Here is a 12,777-nt window from a genome sequence, read left to right on the forward strand (position 1 = left end):
CATGCAAGGCATCCTCTACGAAGAACCGACGGTCTGGCTGTTCCTGCTGGTCACGGTGGTGATGGGCGGCTGGCTCGCCTGGATGTCGGGCCGCGCCGTGGCCAAGGCATGGAAGCCGACTTTCCAGCTTGTGCTCTACATCCTGGTTCTCGGGCTCGCCGTGCGCTTCATCCATTTTGCGCTGTTCGAGGCGACGCTGCTGACGCTGCACTACTACATCGTCGACACGATCGTGCTGATGGCCTTCGGCTTTGCCGGCTGGCGCTACAACCGCGCCAGGCAGATGACGACCCAATATCGCTGGCTCTTCGAACGCACCGGCCCATTCGGCTGGAAAGCGCGCGAAGGCGTGACAATCAAGGCCGAAATAGCCTGAAAATGGCGACGAGCTTGACGCGTGACAGACCGTTGAAAAAGCGCAAGACTGCGTTTCACGGTAGCAGCGCGCGCCGAGACGGGCGGACCATCCAGCCCGTTCATAGTAATCACAGGGGAGTCTGATCTCATGAAGAAACTGCTGTTGAGCGGTATCGCGCTCGGCGCCGTCCTCGCCTTCTCCGGCGTGGCGAATGCACAGATCAAGTTCGGCGTCGCCGGGCCGATCACAGGCCCCAACGCCGCCTTCGGCGCCCAGCTGAAGAACGGCACCGAGCAGGCGATCGACGACATCAACGCGGCTGGCGGCATCCTGGGCCAGAAGATCGCGCTGTCGGTCGGCGACGACGTCTCCGATCCCAAGCAGGGCGTCTCCGTCGCCAACAAGTTCGTCGGCGACGGCGTCAAGTTCGTGATCGGCCACTTCAACTCCGGCGTCACCATGCCGGCCTCGGAAGTTTATGCCGAGAACGGCATCGCGATGATCTCGCCCTCGGCCACCAACCCGAAGATCACCGAGCGCGGTCTCTGGAACGTGTTCCGCACCTGCGGTCGCGACGACCAGCAGGGTGAGGTCGCGGCTGCCTATATCGCCAAGAACCTCAAGGGCAAGAAGATCGCCGTCGTCCACGACAAGACCACCTACGGCCAGGGCCTCGCTGACGAGACCCGCAAGGGCCTGACCAAGGCGGGCGTCAAGGACGTGCTCTATGAAGGCGTCAACGCCGGCGAGAAGGATTATTCGGCGCTGATCTCCAAGCTGAAGTCCGTCGGCGCCGACTACCTCTACTGGGGTGGCCTGCACACTGAAGGCGGCCTGATCGTCCGCCAGATGCGCGACCAGGGCCTGAAGACCGTGATGATCTCGGGCGACGGCATCACCACCGACGAGTTCGCCACGATCGGCGGACCCGGCGTCGAAGGCACGCTGATGACCTTCCCGCCGGACCCGCAGAAGCGTCCTGAAGCCGCCGCCATCCTCAAGAAGTTCGAGGCCCGCAAGTTCAAGCCGGAGGCGTACACGCTCTACTCCTACGCCGCCGTCGAGATCCTCAAGCAGGCGGCCGAGGGCGCCAAGTCGCTCGATCCCAAGAAGGTCTCCGAGTACATGCGCTCGGGCAAGACCTTCAAGACCGTGATCGGCGACATCACCTACGACAAGAAGGGCGACATCACCCGCCCGGATTACACCGTCTACACCTGGAAGAAGGGCACCGACGGCAAGATCACCTATGTCGAGAATTGATCTCGACTAGCTGATCGCCGCCTGGCGTGAAACGAGACCGCCCCGGAGCAATCCGGGGCGGTTTTGTTTTTGGAGGTGCCCGAACCATATGTCCGCGTCATTGCGAGGAGCGTGAGCGACGAAGCAATCCAGGAGGGCTCGCTCCACATCCCCTGGATTGCTTCGCGGAGCCTGTACTCGGGCTTGCCGAAGGCAAGACCCGGGCGCTCGTAATGACGGCGGAATCAAGCCCGCAGCTGCTCAGCCCAAGCGCCTGAGAAAACTCGCGAACTGCAGGAGCCCGTCCGGCCAGGGGCCATGTCCGGAATCACTGTTGAGGTGGCCGCTGTCACCGGCGTCGACGAAGGTCGCGCCCCAGGCTTCGGCCAGCGCTCTGGCCTCGTCCTGCGAACAATAGGGATCGGTCGCGCTGGCGATGACCGTGGCCGGAAAGGGCAGCGTCTCGCGCCGATGCACGGCGAACTCGGCTTCCATATCCGGAAGGGCGCGCTTGGCGTCCTCCGACACCGGAGAGACCAGGAACGCTCCCGCGACCTCGCCGGGTTTGAGATGTTCGGCTGCGTGTGCGACCGCGCTGACGCCGGCCGAATGCGCGACCAGCACCACGGGGCGCGTGGCGGCCCGCACCGCCTCGACGATGCGCGCGGCCCATTCCTCGCGCTGCGGCTTGAGCCAATCCGCCTGCTCGACGCGCCGCGCCGTCTTGAGCCTGGTCTCCCAGCGGCTTTGCCAATGATCAGGCCCGGACCCGGACCAGCCGGGGATAATGAGGATGTCGGCTTCGGAGGATTTCATCGCTTATAGAACCGTGACGCCTTCAGCTCGCGCAGCCGCGATCAGTTTACTGTCGAGGGTGGCGAGAGGGACCGTAAATCGTAGCGCGAGTTCGAGATAGCAGGCATCATAGCTCGTCAGGCCATGCAATGCGGCCAGCGGCATCACGGCGGATTGAACCTCTGCGGCAGCCGCATGATGCGTCTCGACGGGAATGCGCATGATCGCGCGCCATACAGCATCGACATGGTCGGGAGTAAGGACACCCCTTCGACGTTTCGTAAGCAGAACATTCGCCACCTCAAGAGACCAGAGGCCGGGAACCAGGCCGCCGCCCCCGAGATAAGGCGCAAGCGCTGCGACAGCTCGCGGCTGCCCCTCATCGGGCGACATCGCCGCGACAACGACCGACGCATCGAAAACCGCCATCAACGCCGGCCTTCATCTCTCGCGGAAAGAATATCATCGACCGTGAAACTCACGCCCTCGGCCCGCAGCATCTCCCTGACGCGCGCAAACTCGGCCATGACTTCCGCCGCCTTGGTCTCGCGCGCCTTCTGCTCGGCCATGGCGTCAAGCGGCGGATCACTGATGATGCGAGCCACCCTATGACCATGGCGCGTGATCACAATCTCCTCGCCCCGCTCGACGCGGTCGAGCAGCTCGGAGAATTTGGTCTTGGCTTCAAAGGCGCCGACGGTGATCATCGGAGGAATTTAAACTGGTTGACTGGTTGATTCAAGTTTCCGACGCCCAGTCGAACGTCAGTTTCTGTTGCTGCTGTAGGAACGATGGTTCGTCAGTTACGGACACTCCCAGGCGCCGTGCGCCTTCTGAAAAACCTGCGAGGGATTCCATTTCCATGGCGCCAGTTTGCAAGTGCTGTTTATTGACAACTATGGCGGTGATGAGGGGCCAGCCGAGATGATGACATTTCCATAAAATGCTATCGAGGTGCTTCGGCATCAAGCGGCGGACCGACGACCATTCAACACTGTTTGAACTGGCAAGGTCGCCGTAGCTGATGAACTGCTTCATCCGAGCAGCTTCCCGAATGGCCGAAATCGTAGTGTCGAGCTTCAGCTTGGGCACCGCCTTTGCTGCATAGGCTTCAACATAGGCTGCGTATTCGGCGCGATCTGTAAGTCCCCGCTCTTGGTAGCGCTGAATTAGCGTCGACAGCTGCTCCGCACTTTGAGCGGACGGATCGATTGCCATTGCATCACCCCTCTCCAAACACCCGTGCGAAGATCGTGTCGACATGCTTGAAGTGATAGCCTTCGTCGAACATCGCCTCGAGTTCCGCCACTGACAGCTTCGCTGTTACCTCGGCATCCTTCTTGAGGTTGGTGAGGAAATCCTCGCCATGCTCCCAGGTGCGCATCGCGTTGCGCTGGACGAGCGAATAGCTCTCCTCGCGGCTGGCGCCGGCCTGGGTCAGGGCCAGCAGCACGCGCTGCGAATTGTGCAGGCCGCCGAGCCTGTCGAGGTTCTTGCGCATGTTCTGCGGGTAGATCAGCAGCTTGTCGACGACGCCGGTGAGGCGGGCGAGCGCGAAATCGAGCGTCACTGTGGCGTCGGGGCCGATCATGCGCTCGACCGAGGAATGCGAGATATCGCGCTCATGCCAGAGCGCGACATTCTCCAGCGCCGGCACGACCATGCCGCGCACGAGGCGGGCAAGCCCGGTCAGGTTCTCGGTCAGCACCGGGTTGCGCTTGTGCGGCATCGCCGAGGAGCCCTTCTGGCCAGGCGAGAAGAACTCCTCCGCCTCATAGACCTCGGTGCGCTGCAAGTGGCGGATCTCGGTCGCGAGCCGCTCGACGCTGGAGGCGACGACGCCGAGCGTGGCGAAATACATCGCATGCCGGTCGCGCGGGATGACCTGGGTCGAGACCGGCTCGACACTCAGCCCCATCTTCTCCGCGACATAGGCCTCCACCGAGGGGTCGATATTGGCGAAGGTGCCGACCGCGCCCGAAATTGCGCAGGTCGCGATCTCGGCCCGGGCCGCGACCAAGCGAGCCTTGCAGCGGTCGAACTCGGCATAGGCCTGCGCCAGCTTGAGCCCGAAGGTCACCGGCTCGGCATGGATGCCGTGCGAACGGCCGATGGTCGGCGTCAGCTTGTGCTCGAAAGCCCGGCGCTTGATCGCCGCAAGCAGCGCATCGACATCTGCGATCAGCAGGTCGGTGGCGCGCGCGAGCTGCACCGAAAGCGTCGTGTCCAAAATGTCGGAGGAGGTCATGCCCTGATGGACGAAGCGGGCTTCCGGCCCGACGATCTCGGCCAGATGCGTGAGAAACGCGATGACGTCATGCTTGGTGACGCGCTCGATCTCGTCGATGCGCGCGACATCGAAGGTCGCGTCCTTGGCCTTGGCCCAGATCGTGGCCGCAGCCTCCTTCGGCACCACGCCGAGTTCGGCGAGCTTGTCGGTGGCGTGCGCCTCGATCTCGAACCAGATCCGGAAGCGGGTCTGCGGCTCCCAGATCGCGACCATCTCGGGGCGGGAATAACGCGGGATCATGTTCGGTCTTGCCTTCTTGCCATGCCGTCATGCTCGGCCCTGTGCCGAGCATCCACGTCTTGAACCGTTACGAGAATGGCAAGCGGCAAAGACGTGGATGGTCGGGACAAGCCCGACCATGACGGGGTGGTTCGGTTACGCGATCATCTCAGTCAATCTCAAACCCACTGCCCGCGCGCGGCTTCGGCCGCCTTGCGGATCGCGGAGATATTGTTGGCATAGGCGGCCGGCCCGCCCTTGAACACGGCAGAGCCGGCGACGAGGACATTCGCTCCGGCCTTTGCCGCAAGCGGCGCGGTCTCGGGACTGGCCCCGCCATCGATTTCGAGTGCGATCGGCCGTTCGCCGATCATGGCGCGCACCCGGGCGATCTTCTCGAGCACGGAGCGGATGAAGCTCTGCCCACCGAAGCCGGGATTGACCGTCATCAGCAGGATCAAGTCGAGATCGTCGAGCAGCGGTTCGATCGCGCTTTCATGTGTGCCGGGATTGAGCACGATGCCGGCCTGCTTGCCGTGACCCCGGATCGTCTGCAGCGTCCGGTGGGCATGCGGCCCGGCCTCGACATGGAAGGAAATGAGATCGGCGCCCGCCTTGGCGAAGGCTTCGACATAAGGATCGACCGGCGCGATCATCAGATGCACGTCGAAGAGCTTCTTGGTGCAGGGGCGGATCGCCTTCAATACATCCGGCCCGAAGGTGATGTTGGGCACGAAATGCCCGTCCATCACATCGCAATGGATCCAGTCGGCTCCTGCCTCGTCGATCGCGCGCACTTCCTCGCCCAGTTTCGAGAAATCGGCCGAGAGGATCGATGGGGCGATGCGGATGGGAGCGCTCATGCGCCAAGCGTTTAACGCCCGCAAGCCGGCGCCGCAATCAAATCCAGATGCTTTTCAACGCCGCTTCACCGGGTATGACAGCCGCCTGTCGGCCTCAGCCACTTCCTCCGCCGCCACGGCGAAGGCCGGCCGGCCGCTCAAGCGGTCAAACCAGCCGGCGAGCTCGCCATAGTCGGCCAGGGGCGGCGCGCCGAGACGCAGTGCCCACAGCAGGGTCATGAACAGCCCGATATCGGCCACGGACAACGCCTCGCCGAGGAAGTCACGGCCGGCCAATCGCTCATTGAGCCCGCAATAATGCCGCGCGAGCTCGGCCTCGGCGATCAGCGCATCGGTCTCCTGCGCCACCCGCTTGTTGCGGTCCGCCGTCGGCGGCTCGCTGCGATGCATCAGCGGGCGCACGGCCATGAACAGGATTTCGTCGGCGAAAAGCTCGTCCAGCCGGCAGCGCGCACGCTCCGCCGGGGTCTTGGGATAGAGCGACGGCTGCGGATAGGCTTCATCGAGATATTCGAGGATGATCGTGGAATCATAGACGACCAGCCCCTCGTCGTTCAGGATCGGCACCTGCCTTTTCGGGTTCAGCGCCAGCACTTCAGGATGCCTCGGCTCATAGCCCGCGGTCTGGCTGAAGGGCACCATGATGCGCTCGAAAGGCAGCGCCTTCTCGCGCAGTGCGATCTCGACCTTGCGGGAGAACAGGCTGAGCGGCCCGGAATAGAGCGTGATCATGACGGCGAGGCCCCGGTTGCGTTGGGGCGACCTTCGCAAAGCGGGCCGTCAGCTCGCGGCAGGAGACTTCAGGCCTCAGACTGCAGGCCCAAGACTTTAGGCCCAAGACTTTAGGGCTCCCTGCGGCGAATACGCGTCGCGAGGCCGCGCAGCAGCCAAGGCTGCAGATAGATCGGGAACTGCGCCAGGGCAAAGAACAGGAAGGTCGAGGGCGGCACGCCGGCTCCGAGCGCCGCGACGATCATGCCCATGTTCCGCTGGCCCGAGCCGTAGCCGATCATGAAGCGCTCCGAGGCCGGCAGGCGGCGCAAGACGAGATAGGCCGTAAGCAGCCCGAAGCCCGAGACCGCGAAGACGCAGGCCAGGAAGAGCAGCACGCGCTTGGGATCGTCGATCGCCGCCTGCGTGACGCCGTCCATCGCGGCGATGGCGAAGATGAAATACATCAGCACGCCAAAGCCATCGAGATTGGCCTTCATCCCCTTGATCCGCTCGACGCCGAGCCAGATCCGTAGGGCCGCCGCGACCGCCATGCCGCCGCCGACGAAGAGCAGAAGCCTGAACGCCAGCACCCAGCTGTCGAGCGGCACCGCGGTGCCCGCCAGCAATTCGACCAGGAAGGGCGCGACGACAGGGCTGATGATCGTGGTCAGGATGACGCAGGCGATGATCAGCGACGGCTCGAAGCCATAGAGGATCGCGACCGCCGGCGACGACATGATCGGCGGCGCGGCGCCCATGATGGCGAGCCCCAGCAGGAGACCCGGATCGAGCGCCTCCCGGCCAAGCAGGAGGAAGGCCCCGCCGATCAGCAGGACCGGCGCCGCGACCAGCCAGAGACAGGACAGGATGAGCTTGCCCGGCCGCCGCACGAGCCCGGCGATGATGCCGAAATCCGCCCGCATGAACACGATCGTGGTGAAGCAGAAGATCGTGATCGGCAGCACCGGGCGCGCCGCGGCCGAGAACTGCGGCAAGGCCAGTCCGAGGAAGATCGAGAGCGCGAAACCCTGCGTGCCATGACGGCCGAGCCAGGCCAAAGCGGCGGCAATTGAAGCGGCGAAACGCGAAAGCATGAAGGCCCGGTCTGGACTGGAAGAGCCGCGACACTCGCCGATCCGGCGCCTTGCGTCACGCACTATCGCCGCAGGCCCGCCCTGCGTGCGCAGAAAATTGCGAGAAAAAGCCGGCAAAGCGAGACGCGCGCACGGCGTCAGGCCGATTGGCGCAAATCTTGCGAAACTTTGGCCGTAAGGCCGCAAAAATACGCCGTGGCGCTGACATCGTCCCGCAAACGGCTATTTTGCTGCAGCAGCGAGCTAGAGCGTTGCGCGAAAAAGTGGGCACCGGTTTTTCGCGTGAGCAATGCTCTAAACTTTTAGAATCGATCACCTTTCTCACATTCGGACGGTTCGTTCGAATGTGAGAAAGGTGATCTGGCAGGAGCATGACATGCAGACGGATACCATCGTCCTCGGCGCAGGGATCGTCGGCATTTCGGTGGCGCTGCATCTGCAAAAGGCGGGCCGCTCCGTGCTGCTCGTCGACAAGCGCGGTCCGGGCCAGGAGACGAGCTACGGCAATGCCGGGCTGATCCAGCGAGAGGGCGTCTACCCCTACGGCTTCCCGCATGATTTCGGCGCGCTCATCCGCTACGCGATGAACAACACCATCGACGCCCATTACCATTGGAACGCGATCCCCAAGCTCGCACCCTTCCTGTGGACGTACTGGATGCATTCGCGTGCCTCGCAGCATGAGGCCATCGCCCATAAATATGCGACGCTGATCGAGCATTGCGTCAGCGAGCATGACACGCTTGCGCAGGAGGCCGGCGCGACCAATCTGCTGCGCCGCAAGGGCTGGATGAAGGTGTTCCGCACCGCAGCCCAGCAGGACCAGCGCTTGGCCGAGGCCGCACGCTGGAACCGCGATTTCGGCCTGAACTACCGTGCGCTCGACGTCGCCACCTTGCGCAGCGAGGAGCCGCATCTCGACCAGAGCCTGATCGGCGGCCTGCACTGGACCGATCCGGTCACGGTGGTCGATCCGCTGGGCCTGTCCAAAGCCTATGTCGCGCGGTTCGAAGAGCTCGGCGGCAAGCTCGCTTTGGGCGATGCCGGCACGCTGGTGCAGGACGCCGCCGGCTGGAGCGTGACGCTCACTGATGGCACCAAGGCCCAGGCTAAGGACGCTGTCGTCGCGCTCGGCCCCTGGGCCGATGTGGTCACCACCAAGCTCGGCTATCATCTGCCGCTCGCGGTCAAGCGCGGCTACCACATGCATTACAAGGCGCAAGGCAACGCCGTGCTCAACCACCCGGTGCTCGACACCGAGCGCGGCTATTTCCTCGCGCCGATGCTGCAAGGCATCCGCTTGACGACGGGCGCTGAATTCGCCGACCGCGATGCGCCCAAGACGCCGGTCCAGCTCGCCCGCGCCGAACCGATCGCCAGGACGCTGTTCCCGCTTGGCGAGCGGGTCGATGCCGAGCCCTGGCTCGGCCGCAGGCCTTGCACACCCGACATGATGCCGATCATCGGCCCCGCGCCGAAGCACAAGAACCTGTGGTTCTCGATCGGCCACGCCCATCACGGGCTGACGCTGGCGGCCGTCACGGGCCGGATGATCGCCGAGATGGTGACGGGCCAGAAGGTCTTCGTCGATCCGACGCCGTTCTCGGCCGCGCGGTTCGGCTGAGGCGGTGTCATCCCGTGCGCGCCGCAGCACACAGTGCTGCTACGCAGATGCGGGACAGCTCTTAGGTTAAAAGAGGCGCCGTCTCGTCACGCGGTCCCGTATCTGCGCAGTAGCGTTTCACGCTGCGGCGCGCACGGGATGACACCCCTGCGCTTTCCCCTCTCGCTTCTCACGCCCTGCCCTGCCACGATCCCGGCTGCTCTCGATTCCAGCTCAAGGTTGCGCCATGGCCCTCGCCGAAGCCCCCGTTCAGGACAATGCCTACGTCGCCGCGCTCGCACTGCTCGACCGCGCGCCGATGATCGACGGCCATAACGACCTGCCCTATGTCATCAGGCTCGATCGCAACGCCAAGGGCGATGTCGCGGCCTATGATCTCGCCAAGGTGCATCCCGAGGTCGACACCGACATTCCGCGCATGCGGGCCGGCAAGCTCGCCGGGCAGTTCTTCGCGGCCTATGTGCCACCGAACCACCCCAAGCCCGCCGGCTTCGCGCTCGCCCAGATCGCGCTGATGCGCGACATCCTGAAGCGTCATTCGGACGCCTTCCGCCCCGGCCTCTCGGCCGCCGATGTCGCTGCAGCCAAAGCCGAGGGCAGGATCGCGCTGTTCATGACGATCGAGAACGGCTCGGCGCTCGACAACGAGCTCGATGCGCTCGACGCCTATTACGATCTCGGCGTCCGGCTGATGACGCTTTGCCACAACGGCACGCATGATTGGTGCGATTCCGCGACTGACGCCCCCAAGCACAACGGCCTCAGCGCCTTCGGCAAGGAGGTCATCGCGCGCATGAACAAGCTCGGCATGGTCGTCGACCTCGCCCATGTCTCGCCCAAGGTGATGCACGACACGCTCGACGTCACAAGCGCACCGGTCGTCTGGTCGCATTCCAACGCGTTTTCGCTCTGCGACCACCCGCGCAACGTCCCCGATGACGTGCTCGACCGCGTCGCCGGCAATGGCGGCGTTGTGATGGCGACCTTCGTGCCCGATTTCATCAACCAGGCCGCGCGCGACTGGCACCGCCCGGTCAAGGACCAGTACGGCAAGACGCCCGAAGGGCTCGATTACGCCAAGGCGGAGCAGGAGATCGAGCGCAAGGCCGGGCCGCGCCCGAAGGCGACGCTGCCGCAATATTGCGACCATCTCGACTACCTCGCCAAGCGCATCGGCCACGACCATATCGGCGTCGGCTCGGACTTTTTCGGCTGGGTCAATCCCGATGGACTCGAGGACACCTCGGTCTTCCCCTCGCTGATCGCGGAACTGATCCGGCGCGGCTGGTCGGAAGACAACCTCGAAAAGCTTGCCGGCGGCAACACGCTGCGGGTCATGCGGGCGGTGGAGAAGGCTGCCGCCTGATTCGTAAAGGCGGCACTGGCGCGTTTTCGAGCGAAGTGGATACCGGTTCCCCAGCGACAAACGCGAAGCGTTTGCGCGGAGAAAACGCGTTAAAACAAAGAGCCAGAGCAATTTCCGACCCAATTGGATCGGGAATTGCTCTGTAAGCCATCGCCGGATTTCAGCTCCCCTGGATTGCATGCCCGCATAGGCACGCCCAATACGTGTGAAAAAGGATGATTTATCGGCTAGAAGCCGTTGATTTCATTGATCCTTAACCGCGTTCGCTAACCATCCCGACCAGCAGCAGCTCGAGATGGCCATGATCAACCTGAACAATATCAAGATCGGTACGAAATTCGTCAGCGCCATCATCCTGATGGGTCTGATCGGGCTGGGTGCCTGCCTCTATGCCGGCCAGCAGATGAAGCAGGTCGACACCGACTACTCCGTCATGCTGGACACCCGCCCCAAGGCTATTCTGGCCAGCGCGCGCGCCGCACGGACGGCGAACGACCTGATCGCGCAAACCTACAAGATCATCGCCTACCCCGCCGGTGCGCCCGGGAGCGTCGAGGCCAAGGCGCAAGGCGAGGCCTCCTACAAGGACACCCTCGCTTACCTCAGCGAGGCAGCCACGATCCTGCCGGAGATGAAGGAGCGTTTCGAGGGCTTCGCCACGCAGGCGCGCGGCTTGAAGGCCTCCGTCGACCAGGCCATCCAGCTTGGAGAGCAGGATGAGAACACCAAGGCGCTGGCGGTGATGAGCACGCTGGACGGCAAGCTTCGCGGGCTCGTCGGAGAGATCGTCGCCTCCAATGCGGCGATGATCAAGGATCTCGACGCCAGATCCAATGCTTTGACCGCGACGACCGAGCACACCGCTACCGTCACCCTGGCCGCCAGCGTCGCAGGGCTTCTGCTCGGGCTCGCCGGCGCCACCCTGATGTCCTCGCGCACCATCACGCGCCCGTTGGATCGCTTGAAGCTTGCGATGAGCGAGCTCGCCGCCGGCAATTTCGACACGGCCGTCGAGGGCGCCGCCCGCAAGGACGAAGTCGGCGCCATGGCCAAGACCGTGCTCGTCTTCAAGCAGAACGGCCTCGAAATGCGGCGGCTGGAAGAGGAGACCGCGCAATCCCGCACCGCCTCCGAGACGCAGCGCCAGCAGACCGAGCGCGACCGCGCCGCCAATGCCCGCGACCAGGAGCGCCTCGCCACGGAACAGCGCGAGGTTATGGATCTGCTCGCCGGGGGCCTCGACATGCTGTCCAAGGGCGACCTGACCTGCCGGATCGATAGCGATGTCGCAGCCGCCTATGAGAAGCTCCGCGACGACTTCAACACGGCCGTCGCCCGCCTCAGCGAGACGGTCTCGACGATCCAGGCCACCTCGACCGATGTCGGAAACTCCGCCCGCGAGATCAATATGGGCGCCGACGACCTGTCGAAGCGCACCGAGGAGCAGGCCTCCTCGCTCGAAGAGACCGCAGCCACCACAGAGGAACTCGCAGCCTCGGTGAAGGCCTCGGCGGCAGCCTCCAGGCAGGCGGTCGCGCTGGCCGAACAGGCCATGTCGGTCGCGGAGAAGGGCGGCGCCATCGTCACCAATGCGGTCGATGCGATGGCGCGGATCGAACTCGCCTCGAAGAAGATTTCGGACATCACCTCGGTGATCGACGAGATCGCCTTCCAGACCAATCTGCTGGCACTTAACGCCGCAGTCGAGGCCGCCCGCGCCGGCGACGCCGGCAAGGGCTTTGCCGTCGTCGCCTCCGAGGTCCGCACGCTGGCGCAGCGCTCTGGCGACGCCGCCAAGGACATCACGGCGCTGATCGGCGAATCCGGCCGCGAGGTCGAGCAGGGCGTGGCGCTGGTGCGCTCCGCCGGCGAGGCGCTCAACCAGATCGTCGAAGCCTCGCGCAAGGTCTCCGCGACCGTGACCGACATCTCGGCCGCTTCGGCCGAGCAGGCCAACGGCATCGACGAGATGAGCCAGACCGTGGCGCATATGGATGAGATGACCCAGCAGAACGCGGCGCTCGCCGAGGAAAGCGCGGCCTCGGCGACATCGCTGCTGAGCCAGATCCAGCGCCTCAACGGCCTGGTCGCGACCTTCCGGACCGATAGCAGCTCAGCCGGCCAGCAAGCCCCTGCGGTGCAGCCGCAGCGCCGCTACGCCGCCTGATCTCAAGCCTGCAGGCCTCCCGGCAAGAGATTGCTTCTCCGACCG

The 12,777-nt window shown here is 64.4% G+C and carries 13 protein-coding genes; 5 read left to right on the top strand and 8 right to left on the bottom strand.

The window, feature by feature from the left end; genetic code table 11:
- Position 1 precedes the first annotated feature (1 nt).
- The gene (locus BHK69_RS23995) at positions 2–376 is read left to right on the top strand and encodes a DUF6867 family protein (RefSeq protein ID WP_069692296.1); all 375 of its coding nucleotides are present in this window, start codon (positions 2–4) and stop codon (positions 374–376) included.
- A 129-nt stretch (positions 377–505) separates the two neighbouring features.
- Positions 506–1,621, top strand: a complete 1,116-nt coding sequence (locus BHK69_RS24000) for a branched-chain amino acid ABC transporter substrate-binding protein (RefSeq protein WP_148663564.1) — start codon at positions 506–508, stop codon at positions 1,619–1,621.
- A 240-nt stretch (positions 1,622–1,861) separates the two neighbouring features.
- Here BHK69_RS24000 and BHK69_RS24005 read toward each other — a convergent pair whose 3' ends face one another.
- From BHK69_RS24005 to BHK69_RS24040, 8 genes are all read right to left on the bottom strand, one after another.
- Positions 1,862–2,416: an RBBP9/YdeN family alpha/beta hydrolase gene (locus BHK69_RS24005; protein ID WP_069692297.1), complete on the bottom strand. Its 555-nt coding sequence runs from the start codon at positions 2,414–2,416 to the stop codon at positions 1,862–1,864.
- 3 nt (positions 2,417–2,419) lie between these two features.
- Positions 2,420–2,824, bottom strand: coding sequence for a type II toxin-antitoxin system VapC family toxin (locus BHK69_RS24010; protein ID WP_069692298.1), 405 nt, complete (start codon positions 2,822–2,824; stop codon positions 2,420–2,422).
- Positions 2,824–3,102 (bottom strand): type II toxin-antitoxin system Phd/YefM family antitoxin, encoded by a 279-nt coding sequence (locus tag BHK69_RS24015; protein WP_069692299.1) that lies wholly within the window; start codon positions 3,100–3,102, stop codon positions 2,824–2,826. The genes BHK69_RS24010 and BHK69_RS24015 overlap by 1 nt, the downstream gene beginning before the upstream one ends.
- A gap of 31 nt (positions 3,103–3,133) precedes the next feature.
- A complete protein-coding gene (locus BHK69_RS24020) occupies positions 3,134–3,613 on the bottom strand; it encodes a hypothetical protein (RefSeq protein ID WP_069692300.1) in 480 nt (159 codons plus the stop codon).
- 4 nt (positions 3,614–3,617) lie between these two features.
- Entirely contained in the window at positions 3,618–4,925 is a 1,308-nt protein-coding gene (purB, locus tag BHK69_RS24025; RefSeq protein ID WP_069692301.1) for an adenylosuccinate lyase, read from the bottom strand.
- A 158-nt stretch (positions 4,926–5,083) separates the two neighbouring features.
- On the bottom strand, positions 5,084–5,767 hold the full coding sequence (gene rpe, locus BHK69_RS24030) for a ribulose-phosphate 3-epimerase (protein ID WP_069692302.1): 684 nt from the start codon (positions 5,765–5,767) through the stop codon (positions 5,084–5,086).
- Positions 5,768–5,821: 54 nt separating this feature from the next.
- On the bottom strand, positions 5,822–6,499 hold the full coding sequence (locus tag BHK69_RS24035) for a glutathione S-transferase family protein (protein ID WP_244548303.1): 678 nt from the start codon (positions 6,497–6,499) through the stop codon (positions 5,822–5,824).
- A gap of 110 nt (positions 6,500–6,609) precedes the next feature.
- The gene (locus BHK69_RS24040; RefSeq protein WP_069692303.1) at positions 6,610–7,575 is read right to left on the bottom strand and encodes a hypothetical protein; all 966 of its coding nucleotides are present in this window, start codon (positions 7,573–7,575) and stop codon (positions 6,610–6,612) included.
- Between the two features lie 376 nt (positions 7,576–7,951).
- On the opposite strand from BHK69_RS24040, the gene BHK69_RS24045 reads away from it, so the two are divergent.
- From BHK69_RS24045 to BHK69_RS24055, 3 genes are all read left to right on the top strand, one after another.
- Positions 7,952–9,199, top strand: a complete 1,248-nt coding sequence (locus BHK69_RS24045; RefSeq protein WP_069693923.1) for an NAD(P)/FAD-dependent oxidoreductase — start codon at positions 7,952–7,954, stop codon at positions 9,197–9,199.
- 226 nt (positions 9,200–9,425) lie between these two features.
- Entirely contained in the window at positions 9,426–10,565 is a 1,140-nt protein-coding gene (locus BHK69_RS24050) for a dipeptidase (protein WP_069692304.1), read from the top strand.
- A gap of 295 nt (positions 10,566–10,860) precedes the next feature.
- The gene (locus BHK69_RS24055) at positions 10,861–12,732 is read left to right on the top strand and encodes a methyl-accepting chemotaxis protein (protein WP_083269646.1); all 1,872 of its coding nucleotides are present in this window, start codon (positions 10,861–10,863) and stop codon (positions 12,730–12,732) included.
- Positions 12,733–12,777 lie beyond the last annotated feature (45 nt).

The sequence above is a fragment of the Bosea vaviloviae genome, assembly GCF_001741865.1.
GTDB classification, from domain to species: domain Bacteria; phylum Pseudomonadota; class Alphaproteobacteria; order Rhizobiales; family Beijerinckiaceae; genus Allobosea; species Allobosea vaviloviae.